At 45.1% G+C, this 16906-nt stretch carries 12 protein-coding genes; 6 read left to right on the plus strand and 6 right to left on the minus strand.

The window, feature by feature from the left end; translation table 11 throughout:
- Window positions 1-137 precede the first annotated feature (137 nt).
- The 3 genes from ABFW99_RS05565 to ABFW99_RS05575 all read right to left on the minus strand — a co-directional run bounded on the left by ABFW99_RS05565 (window position 138) and on the right by ABFW99_RS05575 (window position 6225).
- On the minus strand, window positions 138-3611 hold the full coding sequence (locus tag ABFW99_RS05565) for a methylmalonyl-CoA mutase family protein (RefSeq protein WP_349355173.1): 3474 nt from the start codon (window positions 3609-3611) through the stop codon (window positions 138-140).
- An 88-nt stretch (window positions 3612-3699) separates the two neighbouring features.
- Window positions 3700-4599: a mechanosensitive ion channel family protein gene (locus ABFW99_RS05570; RefSeq protein WP_349355174.1), complete on the minus strand. Its 900-nt coding sequence runs from the start codon at window positions 4597-4599 to the stop codon at window positions 3700-3702.
- 3 nt (window positions 4600-4602) lie between these two features.
- On the minus strand, window positions 4603-6225 hold the full coding sequence (locus tag ABFW99_RS05575; RefSeq protein WP_349355175.1) for an Ig-like domain-containing protein: 1623 nt from the start codon (window positions 6223-6225) through the stop codon (window positions 4603-4605).
- A 246-nt stretch (window positions 6226-6471) separates the two neighbouring features.
- Between ABFW99_RS05575 and ABFW99_RS05580 the strand changes: the two genes are divergently transcribed.
- The 6 genes from ABFW99_RS05580 to ABFW99_RS05605 all read left to right on the plus strand — a co-directional run bounded on the left by ABFW99_RS05580 (window position 6472) and on the right by ABFW99_RS05605 (window position 12629).
- Window positions 6472-7776 carry a hypothetical protein gene (locus ABFW99_RS05580; RefSeq protein ID WP_349355176.1) on the plus strand — a complete coding sequence of 435 codons (1305 nt, stop codon included), beginning with the start codon at window positions 6472-6474 and terminating at the stop codon, window positions 7774-7776.
- A gap of 23 nt (window positions 7777-7799) precedes the next feature.
- Window positions 7800-8843 carry an LPP20 family lipoprotein gene (locus tag ABFW99_RS05585; RefSeq protein WP_349355177.1) on the plus strand — a complete coding sequence of 348 codons (1044 nt, stop codon included), beginning with the start codon at window positions 7800-7802 and terminating at the stop codon, window positions 8841-8843.
- A gap of 11 nt (window positions 8844-8854) precedes the next feature.
- Complete coding sequence (gene lpoB, locus ABFW99_RS05590) at window positions 8855-9460, plus strand: penicillin-binding protein activator LpoB (protein WP_349355178.1); 606 nt, start codon at window positions 8855-8857, stop codon at window positions 9458-9460.
- A 65-nt stretch (window positions 9461-9525) separates the two neighbouring features.
- Complete coding sequence (locus ABFW99_RS05595) at window positions 9526-10923, plus strand: nicotinate phosphoribosyltransferase (RefSeq protein ID WP_349355179.1); 1398 nt, start codon at window positions 9526-9528, stop codon at window positions 10921-10923.
- 4 nt (window positions 10924-10927) lie between these two features.
- Window positions 10928-11539, plus strand: a complete 612-nt coding sequence (gene pncA, locus ABFW99_RS05600) for a bifunctional nicotinamidase/pyrazinamidase (RefSeq protein WP_349355180.1) — start codon at window positions 10928-10930, stop codon at window positions 11537-11539.
- Window positions 11540-11543: 4 nt separating this feature from the next.
- Complete coding sequence (locus ABFW99_RS05605; RefSeq protein ID WP_349355181.1) at window positions 11544-12629, plus strand: NAD(P)/FAD-dependent oxidoreductase; 1086 nt, start codon at window positions 11544-11546, stop codon at window positions 12627-12629.
- On the opposite strand, the gene ABFW99_RS05610 is transcribed toward ABFW99_RS05605, so the two are convergent.
- From ABFW99_RS05610 to ABFW99_RS05620, 3 genes are all read right to left on the minus strand, one after another.
- Complete coding sequence (locus tag ABFW99_RS05610; protein ID WP_349355182.1) at window positions 12591-12944, minus strand: hypothetical protein; 354 nt, start codon at window positions 12942-12944, stop codon at window positions 12591-12593. The two genes, ABFW99_RS05605 and ABFW99_RS05610, sit on opposite strands and share 39 nt — an antisense overlap.
- A 62-nt stretch (window positions 12945-13006) precedes the next feature.
- Window positions 13007-14539 (minus strand): DUF5723 family protein, encoded by a 1533-nt coding sequence (locus tag ABFW99_RS05615; RefSeq protein WP_349355183.1) that lies wholly within the window; start codon window positions 14537-14539, stop codon window positions 13007-13009.
- Window position 14540: 1 nt separating this feature from the next.
- The gene (locus ABFW99_RS05620) at window positions 14541-16856 is read right to left on the minus strand and encodes a hypothetical protein (protein ID WP_349355184.1); all 2316 of its coding nucleotides are present in this window, start codon (window positions 16854-16856) and stop codon (window positions 14541-14543) included.
- Between the last annotated feature and the right edge of the window lie 50 nt (window positions 16857-16906).

Consider the following 16906-nt stretch of genomic DNA (forward strand, 5'->3'; position numbering starts at 1 on the left):
GTTTGACATTTTGGGTAATACAATCGTCCATCGCTAATCGATCTCGCAAATCAAACAGCACTATAATGAACCAAATTTCGAATAACGATTAACAAAAATACGAATCTCCAAAATCCAACAATCCCACAAATCAGTGATCACATGTTACGCCGATACTGCCCACCCACTTCGTACAAGGCATGAGAAATTTGTCCAAGTGAGGCTACTTTCACCGTTTCCATTAGCTCTTCAAATAAGTTGCCGTTATTTCGGGCTACTTCTTTGAGTCGCTCGATGGCCTCATCGGCGTCTTTTTCGTTCCGCTTCCAGAACTGCTCAAGGTTTTCAATCTGCTGGCGTTTCTCTTCTTCAGTAGAACGTATCAGATCGATTTCTTTATCGCCTTCTTCCCCTTCGCCTTCTTTCTGGAAGGTATTCACACCAATAATCGGAAGCTCGCCGGAGTGTTTTTTGGATTCATAATAGAGCGATTCATCCTGAATCTTACCGCGCTGATACATATTCTCCATTGCGCCGAGTACACCGCCCCGCTCAGTGATACGATCGAACTCCGTAAGAATGGCTTCTTCCACCAGATCCGTCAGCTCATCTATGAAGTATGAACCTTGGTTTATGTTCTCATTTTTAGCCGTACCCAACTCTTTATTGATGATCATTTGAATGGCCAGAGCACGACGAACAGACTCCTCTGTTGGAGTGGTAATGGCTTCATCATAGGCGTTGGTGTGCAACGAGTTACAATTATCATATATCGCCAATAATGCCTGCAAGGTTGTACGGATATCGTTAAACTGAATCTCCTGGGCATGCAGCGAGCGGCCACTGGTTTGAATGTGGTACTTCAGCTTCTGTGATCGATCGTTGGCTTCGTACTTATTCTTCATAGCTACGGCCCAGATACGTCTCGCTACACGGCCGATCACCGCATATTCGGGGTCAAGTCCGTTACTGAAGAAGAACGACAGGTTATGGGCAAAATCATCTACATCCAGTCCGCGAGCCAGGTAATATTCCACAAAGGTAAACCCGTTGGCCAGCGTAAAGGCTGCCTGGGTAATGGGGTTGGCACCGGCCTCGGCAATATGGTAACCGGAAATAGAAACCGAATAGTAATTACGGACGTTATGCTCAGTGAAATAGGTCTGAATGTCGCCCATCATCTTAAGGGCAAATTCGGTGGAGAAGATACAGGTGTTCTGCGCCTGATCTTCCTTCAGAATATCGGCCTGAACGGTTCCGCGAACTACACTCAGAGTCTTTTCCTTAATCTCATTGTAAGTGCTTTCCGGCAGCAGGTTATCACCTGAAATACCCAGCGTAGCTAAACCGAACTCATCATTTCCTTCCGGAATTTCATTGCTGTATTGTGGTTGCTCTATGCCTCGCTCCTCGAAGTAGGCTTTGATTTTTTTCTTCGCTTCATTCCATTTGCCGTTTTCTTTCAGGTATCGCTCTACTTCCTGATCAATGGCCGTATTCATAAACATGGCGAGTATCATAGGCGCCGGACCGTTGATGGTCATCGATACCGATGTTTTGGGAGAAGTCAGCTCAAAGCCGGAATACAGCTTCTTCATATCATCCACGGTACAAATGCTAACACCGGAGTTCCCGATTTTACCGTAAATATCCGGCCGATATCCCGGGTCTTCACCGTACAGTGTTACCGAGTCAAAAGCCGTAGAAAGCCGGGCCGCAGGCATTCCTTCACTCACGTAGTGAAAGCGCTTGTTGGTTCGTTCGGGGGTTCCTTCACCGGCGAACATTCGGGTTGGGTCTTCTCCCTCCCGCTTAAATGGAAAAACACCGGCGGTATAAGGGAAGTAACCGGGCAGATTTTCCTTCAGGGCAAACTTCAGCTGCTCTCCTTTATTCTTTGTTTTCGGAAGAGCTACCCGGGGAATCTGGAGTCCACTCAGTGACTCTCGATATAATTTATTTTTAAAGGTCTTGTCTCGGATTTGAACCTCAAAATGCTCCTGCTGGTATTGTTCAAAAAGCTCGTCCCATCCTTCCAGGACATTCCTTGGAAGAGTATCCAGTTTAGAAAGCCAGTGCTCCCGCATTTTAGCCAGATTATCCTGCATCACCTGCTTCTCATCCGGATTCCAGCTTTCCAGCTGATCGATGGTTCCTGAAACCTGATCCAGCTTGGAAGCAGCATCCACTTGCTCCTCCACCCATTCGTGGTAATCGCGTACGGTTTCTGAAATCTCAGATAGGTATCGAACCCGCTTACCGGGGATAATAGCCTGAGCCTGAATATCTTCAGCCGGCTTGGGATTGGTGTAAATCTTTGTCTCCCAGCCTATATCATAATGACCGTTGATCTTATCTACTAGTGCCTTAAACAAACGGTTCACGCCTTCATCATTGAACTGAGCAGCGATGGTCGGGTAAACCGGCATGTCTTCCTGCTTGGCATGCCATGAGCCGGTATTTCGAATCATTTGCTTGCGCACATCCCTGAGTGCATCCAGCGAGCCTTTCTTTTCAAACTTGTTGAGAACCACCAATTCGGCCAGATCCAGCATGTTGATTTTCTCAAGCTGTGTGGCCGCTCCGTACTCACTCGTCATCACGTACATCGGAATTTCGGTGATATCCACAATCTCGGTACCACTTTGTCCGATTCCGGAGGTTTCCACAATTATAAGGTCAAATCCGGCTGCTTTATACAACTCAATAGCTCCGAGCAATCCTTTACTGGTAGAACGGTTAGAAGCACGGGTAGCCATACTCCGCATAAACACCCGGTCGGTATCGATGCTGTTCATTCGGATGCGGTCACCCAACAAGGCTCCGCCTGTTTTAACTTTAGAAGGGTCAACCGAGATGATTCCGATAGTCAGGTCTTCAAATTCCGTTAAAAACCGACGTACGAGCTCATCGGTAAGCGAGCTTTTCCCTGCCCCACCGGTTCCTGTAATTCCAACGAGGGGGATAGTTTTCTCGGACAACTCAATTTCTTTGCCCTGCCCATCGAGGAGCTTACCCTCTTTAAGCTCTAAAATATCTTCGTGTTCATTCTCGATAGCCGTCAGCGACCTGGAAAGTGTAATGGTATCGCGTTTCTTCAGCTTCTTTAACTCAGGTTTGGCTACTGATATAGGGTCGAAGTCACATTCTTCCAACATGAAATTGATCATGCCCTGCAGCCCCATCTTACTTCCGTCTTCCACGGAAAAGATTCGGGTAACACCTGCATTATGGAGCTCTTCAATTTCATCCCCTACAATAACACCGCCGCCACCGCCAAATACTTTGATATGGCCGGCACCGTGCTCTTCAAGCAGTTCAATCATGTATTTGAAGTACTCCACATGTCCGCCCTGGTACGAGCTGATGGCAATCCCCTGGGCATCTTCCTGAATGGCACAGTTCACAATTTCATGAACCGAGCGATTATGACCAAGGTGAATGACCTCTGCCCCGCTGCTTTGCAAAATTCGGCGCATAATGTTGATACTGGCATCATGCCCGTCAAACAAACTGGCAGCCGTCACAAAACGAATTTTATGCTCGGCCTGATACGGCTCCTGCACATGATTATTCTTATCTGATTTTGCTGCAGCTTTCTTAGCTGGTGATGTTTTCGTTTTTACCGACATAATCTTTTTTCTTGATAGTGGAAGCGGTTCCATAAGATATGGAAATGATCAGGAAGTATTAAGTGCCTTCTGTAATATTATAACTTAGTCAGGTTGAGGCGTTTTCTTTGCCTTCCACGCTTTTTGGTGCACTGTTTTTATAAACCAATGTTCGATATGGGAACGGTATTTCGATTCCTTCAGCGTCAAATCGTTTTTTTATGCTTTCCAACAGGTCACAACCCATAATAAACGCATCCGGTGGGTTTTCTGCCCAACTCCATGCTCTTAAGTTCACGGATGATTCTCCCATCATGACAACACGTACAGGCACAATATCATCCCCGGCCGCAATTTGTTCTTCCGTACGAACATCCACAAAGTTCGGATGCTTCAGCACCTCTTCCTTCATAATCTTCTTGGCCAGATCAATGTCAGAATCGTAACTGATGCCCATATCAATCCATTTACAGATCTTGTTATCCTCGTAGTTTGAATTGATGACCACCTCATTGCTGATCACAGAGTTGGGAATGATAATGCGCTTATTCTCGAAGTTTCTGATTACTGTATGGCGGAGGTTAATATCCTCAACAACACCGGTTAAATCGGTCCTGACCTCAATCCGGTCAGAAATCTTGTAGGGCTTGAACAGAACAATGAATAACCCACTTATCACATTAGAAAGAGCTGCCTGTGATGCAAAACCAACCGCTACGGCCAATAATCCTGCACCCGCCAGCAGAGAAGCTGCAATAACCCGAAGCTGGGGTATCATATAAATAGCGAAACTGATTCCGGCCAGGTAAATAAGAACAATGATAGAGCGCTTAAAAAACACCAGGCTGGTTACGTCATCATTGTCTTCCGCCTCTCGGTTCCGTTTGATAATGGCATTCAAAACCTTCGAGGTAACTGCGGCAATTACGATAGTAAAAAGTATAATCACCCCTATAAGAATAGGCAGGTGCCAGATTTCGTCTATATAAGTTGAAAGCAGTTCTTTCATGTTTTAATCGAATGTAATGTTTACTTCTGAAGTAAAGCCTTCCTGAACCTTTAAATTCCGCTGCACATAATAGTGCTCGGGAGCGTTAAATGGATTAACCGTGCCCCGATCCCATTTCTCGTTTCCATTATCATCCCTGAATAGAATAAGAGTATAAGAAAGCGGGGGCAAACCCGTAAGCACTGTTGACTGACCAAATGAGGTATATCCCCGTTCTTCTCCTCCCGGCGACAGCAATTGAACATAATAAATATCGGTTGAATCTACATTTTGGAGGTTGATTTCAATATCACCGTATTCGGTAGAATCCCACACTTCCGGCTCAAACAATTTCCTTCTGAGCGTTTTTGGATTCCAAACCAGGAATTGATAATCCACTCCTTCAATCCATTCTCTCTGTGGTGAAATCCATAATTCATTTCGGTTGGTTTGAACTTCGGGCCAGTTCTCAAAATCCACCTGACCTTCGATTACAACGAGGGAGTCTGTGACTTCCGGTTCTGTTATCGGAGCAGCATAGGTCACTTTGAAGACTTCATCCTGCAACAAGCCATTCGTCCCATTGGCAGATATTATGCGCTGACGGGTTGTATCTTCCTGAGAGGTTCCCGAAAATTCCATCTCTTCTGTTTTAAGCGGGTTTCCGGTTTTATCGGTAAAACCCGAGAGACGAAGCCTGTATTCTTCATCTTCCAGCAAAGGCTCTTGGCTTTGTGCAAAAGCCACGAAAGGCTCACTTTCGGGGATATATAGCGGGTAGGCAGTCGTATAATTTTGTCCGGCCGAGTCTTCAATCACTAATTCAAAATCATCTTCAATACTGATATTCTCACTAAACCTCAGGCGCATACGGTTGGTAGAAAATAACCCCACGCCCTGTAGTGTTGGGGCAACCGAGTCTACCTCAGTTACATAAATTACATCCAGGGTATCACTGTCTGCTTTTTCCAGATCAATAAACTCCTGAAAAAACGGATAGGCTGACTCATTTCCCCGATCCCAAATCTTATTTCGGTTGCGGTCATCAACTAAAAGGGCTTTGTATCTACCTTCTGCCAGGTATGAAAACCGGAATACGCCGCCTGTATCTGTTTGGGCTTCGTAACTGGCTTTACTGCTTAAATCAATAGGCTGACGATATAAAAGAACTCTTCGATCTCCCGCTCCTGTACCATCCTCAGCCATTCTAATCCGCCCCATGATTTTACCTTCGTCTATTTCATCTCCGGTTGAGATGGCAAGGGTAACCGGGCGTTCCATTTTATTTCCGCGGGTATCGGCCAGGTCGGTGCCAAGTTTTATGATAACCGTGGTGGAATCCGGAAAGCGTTCTTCAAACTCTATGGTCATCGTTTTTCTGCTCCAGGATACATCATAATCTATCCCTAAATCAGGTTCTACAGTTATGGCACCCTGCACGGATGATCGTCCGATAAATTCATTGAATTGAAATACGAAGCTGCGTCCGTCAAAATTTGTAGTTCCTGTTTCCGGAGAAGTGAACTCAACTTTGGGGCCGGTTTTATCTGCCGGTCCGCCTGTAGGAGCTATAGGCGTAGCACAAGCCACCATGCCGGCAATGATCAATCCCAATAAGAAATAAAAGAGCTTTGGTCGGATCTTCAACAGGACGTATATCTTTTTGTTAAAGTCTAAATATAGGCATTTTGTACTCCCTGTCGAATGAGAACTTTAATGATTTTATGTGAAACTCGTTAACTATTATTCCACTGCAATTTGACGGAACTTAAACGTAAGCCCCGGCTTCAGAATTGATTGGGAAAGAGCTTAAAAAATCCATATCTATTCTTTATAATAGATTGGTAAACAGCTTGGTTAACAAGCAAAGTAAATAGGATAAGTTTTTAGCTTATGAAACGGATAACGGGGTTCGTTGCTTTAATTTTTGTAGTGGGTGGATGTGCTGCCTACCAGCTGGATTCGGCACAGAATGAGTTACGCACTTCTTTTGCCTCCGGGGACTATACTACCACGGTTGAGCTTATAGAAAAGCTCGAAAAGAATGAGGTTTACCAGAATAAAGAAAAGGTACTTCTTCACCTCGAACATGGCCTGGTAAATCACTTTGCCAGTAACTATGAGCAAAGCAGCTATCACTTTACCCAGGCTGAAAACGAGATGGATGTCCTTTTCACTAAAAGTGTCAGCCGGGCAATAAAATCATTTGTGGTTAACGACAACACCCTCGCTTACGACGGAGAAGATTACGAGGACATCTACCTTAATATTTTCAAATGCCTCAACTATATCCATCAAGATGAACTGGAAAGTGCACTGGTCGAGGTACGCCGCGTTACCTACAAGCTGGAGCGACTTGATCAAAAGTATAACGGACTGGTGGAGTCATTGTCTAAAGCAGATACCACCAACACCGGCCAGCATGAATGGAAAACCGGTGATACAAACATCCAGAACAGTGCCATGGGACGTTACCTTTCAACTATACTGTATGCAAAAACAAACAAACCCGATGATGCCCGTATCGAGTACGAAAATTTACTAAAGGCCTATAGAGAACAACCTTCTGTATATAGCACCGGTCCAAATGCAAGTCAGTTACGAGAAATCACCGAGCCTGACAGGTATAATGTACTTGTACAGGCATTTGCAGGAAGAGCTCCTGTAAAAGAACAAAACGACATCAGGCTCTATCTGGACGAATCGGATACTTACCTCAAATTTTCGCTCCCAAGTCTTAAGACATTTAGCTCTCAGGTAAGCCATGTGAAAGTAAATTTCGAAGACGGGGAAACGGCCCAACTCGACTTGATCGAAGAAATGGATCAGGTAGCCAAAGAAGTGTATAAAGTGAAAGAGCCCATCATTTATGCACGAACGGTTGTGCGAACCTTCCTGAAAGCCGCAGCGGCAGCCAAAATGAAAAAGGAAGCCAAAAAAGAAGACGAAACGCTCGGCAGCATTGTAAACATTTTGGGTAAAATTGCCCAGGAAACGACTGAAAAAGCCGATTTAAGAAGCTGGCAAACCATGCCCGGAAAAGCCTACGCAACGGTTTTAAATCTCTCTCCCGGAGAACACAATGTTGAAGTTCAGTATTACGGGCATTCGGGGCAACTTATACATACTCAACCACGGACCATTACCGTACGGGAAAACGAAACGTTGAAACTGGTTGAATCTATTTACTGGAATTAATTCTGAATTTATAATTGAATCATATGAACAAGACCTTAATCCTGCTTTCAGTTCTGACGCCCCTTCTGTTATGGGGATGTGGATCAAGTAAAAGTGCTTCTTCGGGAAGCAACGGAATTCCCAACTGGGTAAATAATCCGGCGAGTGAATTCAATGAACAAAAATACCTGATGGCTGTGGGTAGCGGAAGTACCTTAAATGAAGCTCGCGGCGATGCCTTTGCCAGCCTTTCCCAAATTTTTCAGATGGATATAGATGCCACCGAGCAGGTTACCTCCGAGTTTATAGATCGTAATATCAATAATCAGCTTTATTCGGAGAGTACCTCCCAGCTTTTAAATAATATCAAAATCGGCACGAACCAGGAATTGATGAATACCACCATCCTGACTTCGGAAGTGGATAATTTCGGAACCTATCACGCGCTTGCCGGGATGGACCGCGCAGAATCATCCCGCATCTACAGTCAGGAAATTTCAAACAACAGCATCAAGATAAATGAGCTGGAGCAAAATGCCGGGAACGAGGGCAACCTCCTTCAGAAACTGGTTTTGTTGAAAAAGGCTCAGGCCGTGGCTGCTGCTAATGAAATTCTAACCCGTCAGCTGAATATAATCCGTGGCGGAGCAGGAACCGGTGGTGAAGCTACCGAAACGCTGGTGCGGCTGCAGGAGAAGTTCAGAACGGCTCAACAGAAGGCTATAGTAAGGTTGGTATCAGACAATGCTACTTCCAGTATAAAAGCCGGAGTAGCCAGCGTATTTCAAAATGCCGGGTTTACCATCACGGAAGAGACCAATGACGATGCTATTTTGGAAGTGGATGTAAACTACCAAACTCAGGAAGCCGATTTAAACCGCGATGATGCTGAATTTGTGAAATGGGAACTTGTGATTGAAGTCAACGACCTGCAAACAAACCGATCCTTTAAAACATATATGACAGAGGGCCGGGACGGAGCCCCCTCCTATTCCGATGCGCTCAAAAGAGCTGATTTTACCGCACGCTCTAAAATCGAGAAAGATTTTAATACCTTCCTGAACAACGAACTTTTGCAAATCAACTAACACCGACCATTATGAAATATCTCGCTCTATCCCTTTTTATATGTACACTTGTAATTAGTGGCTGCGGACCCTCGCAACAAGTAAGCCGTGTGGCCGCTGATACTCAAACCGACCTCTCCGGACGCTGGAATGATACCGATGCCAGACTGGTAGCTGAAGAAATGATCAGTGATGCCGTTTCTATGCCCTGGCTCTCTAATTTCAACCAGAATCACAGTGAACCTCCGGTAACCATCGTAGGTAATGTCCGCAATGAAACCATGGAGCACATCGACACCGACGTGATAACCAAAGAAATGGAACGGGCCTTTGTGAACAGCGGCAGAGTACAAGTGGTGGCCAGCCAGGAGGAGCGTGAACAAATTCGGCAGGAGCGACAGGAACAGCAAAGTTTTGCTTCCTATGAATCTACCAAAGCACTGGCTCAGGAATTGGGTGCTGATTTCATGCTGATTGGCAATATCAGTTCTATAGTTGACGAATCGCTGAGTGGTAAAGATGCCGCTATTTTTTATTCCGTTAACCTGGAACTGATTGATGTTGAAACCAACCGTAAAGTCTGGATTGGGAATAAAAAGATTAAGAAACTCATTGAGCGCCGTAAACTCCGCGGTTGAAATTGAACGTTTTCATATTTTAAGGCTTTCTGTTATGCAGAAGGCCTTTTTATTTTCATTAAACTATGCTCTTACAAAAGCCAACACTATACACCGACTTCTATGAACTTACGATGGCACAAGGGTATTTCCTGTCTGGACGGCATGAGCAACCCGCCAACTTCGACTATTTTTTCCGAAGTCTTCCTTTTGATGGTGGCTATGTTGTATTTGCAGGATTGTCTGACCTTCTCGAGACCATCGAAAATTTCACCTTTCATGATGATGAATTAGACTACCTGAAAGAACAGGGATTTAAGAGCGGTTTTTTGAGCTACCTGAAGGACTTTGCGTTTCAGGGAGATATTTATTCGGTGAAGGAAGGTGAGGTCATTTTTGCCAATGAGCCGGTTCTTCGGGTGGAGGGAAACATCCTCGAAACCCAGATACTGGAAACCCTGATATTAAACACGCTCAATTTTGAATCATTGATTGCCACAAAATCTTCCCGGATTAAATTAGCTGCCGGTGATAAGTCGGTTCTGGATTTCGGGCTCAGGAGATCACAGGGTTTAGGCGGATTGCAGGCTTCAAAAGCATCGGTGATTGGCGGTATCGGTGGTTCATCTAATGTGCTTTCAGGAAAATTGTATGACATCGACGTGAGCGGTACCATGGCCCATTCCTGGGTGCAGTCGTTTGAGGATGAACTCATTGCATTCAGAACCTATGCCCGGCATTATCCCGATGCTTCCATCCTGCTGGTTGATACCTACGACACCCTGAGAAGAGGAGTTCCCAATGCTATTAAAGTTGCCAAGGAACTGGAGGAGAAGGGCCACAAACTCATCGCCATCCGTCTGGATAGCGGCGATCTGGCTTACCTGGCCCGACAAAGCCGAAACATGCTGGACAATGCCGGATTAGACTATGTGAAAATAGCCGCTTCCAACCAGCTGGATGAGTATGTAATAAAAAGCCTGCTCGATCAGGATGCCCCTATCGATCTCTTCGGTGTGGGAACCAAACTTGTAACGGCTTATGATGATTCTGCTCTTGACGGCGTATACAAGCTGAGCTCCATCAATGGAAACCCAACGCTTAAGATCTCTGAAAACATCGAGAAAATTACCCTGCCTGATACCAAGAAGCTTGTTCGATATCTAAATGAAGATGGCAGCTTTTACTGCGACGGGGTTCTGCTGGAAGGTGAAGGTGATCAGGATGAAGTTTTTCATCCTCGTATCACGCATAAATCATCCCGGGTTTCTAACTTGAAATCAGAAGAATTATTGAGCAAAGTTGTAGATCTGGGCCGGGTTACCATCACCCCGCCAAAACCAAAACAAAGTGCAGCATATGCCCGTGAGCGATTGGCGAAACTAAACCAGGAGCATAAACGCTTTGATAACCCGCATGTATATAAAGTGGGAGTAAGTAAAAAACTTCGAGACTTAAAAAATCAATTGGTTCAAAAAGGTTAGTACAATGAGAGCTTTAGTTATTGTCGATATTCAGAATGATTTTTGTCCGGGCGGAGCCCTTGCCGTTCCCGGCGGGGATGAAGTGATCGAGCCCACCAACACCTTGGCTACAGCCTTTGATTGCATTGTTCAAACCCAGGATTGGCACCCTCAGGACCATCTCTCCTTCGCTTCCAACCATGCGGGTAAAGATCCTTATGAAACCATAGAAATGGATTACGGGGAACAGGTACTATGGCCGGATCATTGTGTACAGGAAACCAAAGGTGCTGAATTTCATCCTGATTTAAAGACCCGGCCCTCTCAACTCATCGTCCGAAAAGGATTCAGAAAACACATCGATTCCTACTCCGCTTTCTTCGAAAACGATAATGAAACCGTCACCGGCTTGCATGGGTACCTGAAGGAACGTGGTATAGAAGATGTATATGTGGTCGGTTTAGCCACCGATTTCTGTGTTAAATGGACGGTACTGGATGGATTGAAACTCGGCTATAACGTTCACCTTGTTGAAGATGCCATACGAGGTATCGATATTGACGGCTCGGTGGAGGCCGCCATGCAGGAGATGAAAGAAGCCGGAGTAGTTTTAACGCATACGAATAAAATTATTTAGTACCGTGAGTAAGTCATTTGATTTTTGTGTACTCGGAGCCGGTTTAGCCGGGTTGTCTATTTCTAAACATCTAATCGATAATGGAGCCTCTGTTTGCTTAATTGATACCGGTGAAGTTGCCTCAGGAGCTTCGGGTACCCCTCTTGGATTGGTAAACCCGGCCACAGGCAGATGGGGTACCAAAAGCTGGAGAGCTGAAGAGTGCCATCAGGCTGTGTATGAAGATCTCAAGGAGATACAGGATCATACCCCGGTTCGTCTGTTTGACAAAACCGGCATCCTGCGTCCGGCTCAGGATGAAGAAATGGCGGAACGGATGTACGATAACTACCAGAAGAACGAATGGCCGGAAGATTGGTGCCACTGGCTAGATAAAAAAGAAGTGCATGACATCAACCCGGAACTGCATTGCGTGGAAGGCGGAATGTGGCTGCCCCACGGATTAACGGTAAACGTACCTACCTACCTTAAATCAAAAGCTGAATACCTTACTAACCAAGGACTTCATATCAGGACAAATGCAGATTACTCTCTGAAGCAGGTTGCGGGCCATTATGAGCTTATCCTAAAAGATGGCGGGCCAGTAAATGCAAATGCAGTAATAACGACAGCCGGACATCAAACCAAAGAATCCAAATACTGGGATTTCCTCCCCCTTCACGCCATAAAAGGACAGGTAGCTGTATTTGAATCTCCCCAGACCCGAAAGTTCGATTATTCAATTTCTGCACTCGGTTACATTGCTTCCATTTCTGATACCCGCTTTGTAGCCGGAAGTACCTACGAACATCACTTTGAAGATGTAGAACCTGATATTGAAGGACTGGACTATCTAACCGAAAGGCTTGGAGGGGTTTATCCTTCCCTATTCAAAGAAGCCAAACTGGTCGATCAGTGGGCGGGTGTCCGGGCATCCACACCAAATAAGAAGCCCGTTGTAGGTGCTCATCCGGAAATAGACAATATGTATGTTTTTGCCGGACTTGGATCAAAGGGATTGTTGTACAGTGCCTATCTCGGTAATGCTCTTTCTGAATATATACTGCATGGATCAGCTATCCCTAAAGAGGTTTCGGTGAACAGGGTTTGAATCTTTTTGTTTCCTGATTCGGCCTTTTTCATCAACCGTAATTGAACCGTACATATTTTGCTTGTTAAGCTGATCAATTTTCTTACGGATATACTTCATTTTCTTCGGCGCGTTCTTGTCCATAAAAATCTGCTTTACCTGAAGCCAGGCCGTCAGCTCATCTTCTTCTCTCCCATTCCACATTGCTGAAAACAATCGTTCCAGTTCATCTTTATAGGTGTCTTTTGAATATTTTCTGGCAAACCAAGCCATAGCATAGCTTAGCGGCAGGGCCAGTATAAAACCTATAATCTCATAAATAGCAAAGCTCGTCATAGTGCCTGTTTAGTTTGGCATCCATAACGAGCTTTGTAAATATTTAATTCAGCAATAAAATTTTAGAACCGAAGCAGCAGTCCGCTCCAGGCTACACCGGCGGAAGACCCTGAGTTCTCAGAATTCGCCACGTTTGATACTCCCACAGTAAACTCAAGGAAGTTGAAATCAAGTCCAATTCCTGCCGAGTAGGCTGCTGATGAGTACCCACCCACCCGGGAGCCAACCCGAATCGGAATAAAACCTAATAATCGGTATTGGGCACCCAGACTGAGTACGCTTCGGTCTGAGTTTAGTCCATTGTTATTAAACCCAATTCCATAATCGAGTGCAAGCATCAGCTTACCCATCTCCAGCGAAGCTCCGAAGTTATACATAGAAGGCAGGTTATAAGTAATGCCGTCCGTTTGTTCTGAGTTAAACTGTCCATACACGTCATTCTGCAAACTATCGGAAAGATTGTCAAAAAAGTTAGAAAACTCATCGTCATCGCCCGCTCCCTGGTAGCTGAAGTCGCCGTCTGCGTAAATGCTGGAAGGGTCCTGATCGTAGGTAAGTTTACCCATATCCGTGATGGACATAGATACACGAAGAGTTTTCTTCTTACGGACGAAAAGAGGAATCGGAACAGATGAAATATCCATTTCAACCGTAGCCCCAAGGTCAAGACCAAAACCGGTTGCCTGAGGTGAGCTCAGGTCGTTGGTTACATCCCCAAATTCAACGTAGTCGTCAAAGTTGGCATTGTTATCCTGGTTATAAGCTGTTTCGTAAGCCTGTAGTTGTCGGGAAAGCTCACCAATGGTTTGGAGGCTGTAATTAAATTCGTGGTTAATGGTGAAGTTTGAACCATTGGTACCATTATCAATTTGCAGGGTTGAGTTGAAATCGAGATCGGCTGTATAAACACCATACAGGTATTTTGGCGCCGCTCCCACATACAACTTAATATCCTTGGCAAAGAACAGGTCCGGAATATTGATGAAGTTCAGCTCCCGGGCATAGCCTACCGAAATTTCAGCAAAAGCTACCGTGTTAGAACTGAAATTAACCGGGGTCGGACTGGAAAATTTATCCGAATCCAAACCGTAGGTCATCAGCTCGGCCATCCCCTTGTTAATGGCGAAATCTTCCGTGATACGCACTCTGGATGCCACACTGAATGCCTGATTTACACCGCGGTAGGAAACACCTAATGGAGCCATACTGAAAGTAGCAGACAGCTCACGTTCGTTTGATGAACTTTCACCAAACCACTCATTAAGCATGTTGGTTCGGGTTTCACCGGCAATAAGCTGTCCGGTTGTCAGGTATTTGTTATAAACAGCGAGGTTAGCAAGACTTCCGCCGGCTTTCACTCCGAAGTTCATCAACCCAATTTGAGTTTTTGGACGGTGGATATCCAGCATGAGATTAGCCGGATTTATGAAGTTGGCATGAAAGCCATCCACATAAGCGGTTCCCCCGCTTCCCATAGCCAGCGACTGTGAGTTATAATGTCTTGACTGTGCAAATAACGAAGTAGATGCTACCCCGATGATTAGTGCTAAGAATAAACTTTTCTTCATGATGTTGTTATATAGCCTGATATTCATCTTAGTTCACCTCCGATTCGATGGTTAATTCTGCACGAACCGATAAAGTGATAAAGTCGGTAGTTCGTATTTTTACGTCCTGATTATTCGTTGTTTGTAATGATGCCGATACTTCCAAAAACCTGGTCTTATACAGCTGATCAAGCTGATCGCCCGACAGGGCAATCTCAATGGTTCCGCTGGTCGGGTTGTCATGATCTGCAAAGCGGTCAGCACCAATTTGTGCAGCCTGTAATGTGATTTCATCCAGCTGTACCGATACCGGAGACAGTTCGTTCTGCAGAGAATCCAGGAAGGTTACCACAAGGTCAACACCCATCGGGAAACCGTTCTCATAATCGATGGCTATGATTCCCTCGGTAATGGACTGGTCGTCTCCGTTCTCGGGAGAAGGCACACCACTCATATCCTGCTCAACCGTATCGGTATAAGTTATTGGCTGAGTGGTTGAAAGCCTCAGAGGAATATCAACACTGATTTTGGGATCAAAGTTAAGCGGGTCGATTATAGTGGCCGTGTTCTCATCTTCATTTACAACTGCTTTTCCGATAAATCGAATTTCAGAAGGCAGGTTATTCAGGAAATCGTCCACATTGGTGTTGGTTCGATCGAATTGAATAGAGGCATTGATGTTATCTCCGTTCAAGTTATCAGCCAGGGAGAACTTGATCATTTCATCTGCACTCAGGGGATCGCCTGCATCTTTTAATAAGCCTGAAATCGGGTCGGTTTGATCTACCGAATAATCCGTTCCGGTTCCCCTCAGGTACACCTGCTCTCCGTCACCGTTAATGCCTACAAAAGCACCGTAAATCGTGGTTGGCACACTGATGTTGGTTTCATAGTTAATGGACAAAATCGGGTTTGTGAAATTGATATCGCTTAGCTGAGATGACAGGTCATTCAATCCGTCAATCTCGGTGATTTCAGCCTCATTGTCGTTGAATAACGCGAGATCATCATCAAAGTCAGCAGGGTCGTCATCATTTAAAAGAACCGTTTGCTGCTTGATTATTCCGGTAGCCCGCTCAATCTCCAATCCTGAGATATTCACAGAAGCAGCCACAGATTGTGTTTCATTAATCACACGGATCTGATCTCCCTGTGGAGCATTTTTAGTATTCTCGGTAGCGGCGTCAATTGTGAAGGTAACCTCGTTGTTAGTTGCATATACTTCACATTCAGCCAATGGCACAATAACCTGATTAGAGCTGCCTGATCTGGATATCTCGGTACCGTTAGCCTGTGTATATGAAATCACCAATGGATCCACGCTTGTGATTTCAGGAATGTTCGTGGCTACCGAAGCCGGGCAGTTTTGAATATCCGCAAAGTTGATGGTTACATCTATGGAAAAGTCCAGATCATTCTGGATTGGGGCAATATCTATCTCCCCTGCTTTCATACGGATGAAGTGGCTGGGCTGAGTAAATTCAAATTCATCTGCACTGAAACTTGCTGTGCTGGAAGTTGAAAAGTCCTGTTCATCAAGAGCTGCCTGTACTTGGGAAGCAACCAGATTGTTGCCATTCACAGAGTTAACAACCAGTTCCTGTGGGTTATTCGGGAAATTGAAATTATCCCATGATACTACAATCTCAACTCCAAGATTACGCAGCTGGTCACCATCAGAAAAAGTAATGGAGGCGGTTTGGGTGGTGCCATCCGTCAGCTGATTTCCGTTGCCAGCACTGAAAGTAGCCGCATTGCCAATAGGTGCATTATTTGTTGTGTCAATTACCTGAATGGTGGCAGTCTGGAAATCGAACCCCAGGTTATTCGTCAGCTGAACATCTAAAGCACCACTTTTAATCGTAGCACTGCTGAAGAAATCAGTATTGGCACCAATACCGATGCGAACCGGTGAAGCTGCATTACTACCGGCTGGAATAGGCGTTCCGGCTGGCACAAAATTTGGATTCTGTCCGGTTACTTCTTCAATATTTGCCGACCCAAGATCGCCTGATCCTGATGAGAAATCGGTAATCTCAATTTCACCCACAGCCGCATCAAAGGATGTTGGGTCCACGTCAATTACAGGGATGGCATCATTCAATTCGCCAAAATTGAAATCCTGCTCTTTGGAAATAGTGATGAAGTCGTCGCCGTCTATAGTAAACAACGAATCGAAGTCTGAGCCTGTCGTGTCAATCATCACAGACATCGTAGAGTCTCCCATGAATTGAAACGTCTTATTGTACATCACAGGAGCTTCAACTTTGTGGGAAGTTCTGAAATCAGGTGATTTCGGAAGTTCACACCCTGTAAAAGCCACACCAAGTGCTATACACGCTAAAATGTGTTTTTTAATCTGCATTACCGAGTAATTTGGTTTTGAATTTTATTTGGACCCGAAGAAAATACCTG

The sequence above is a fragment of the Gracilimonas sp. BCB1 genome, assembly GCF_040117685.2.
Taxonomy (GTDB): Bacteria; Bacteroidota; Rhodothermia; order Balneolales; family Balneolaceae; genus Gracilimonas.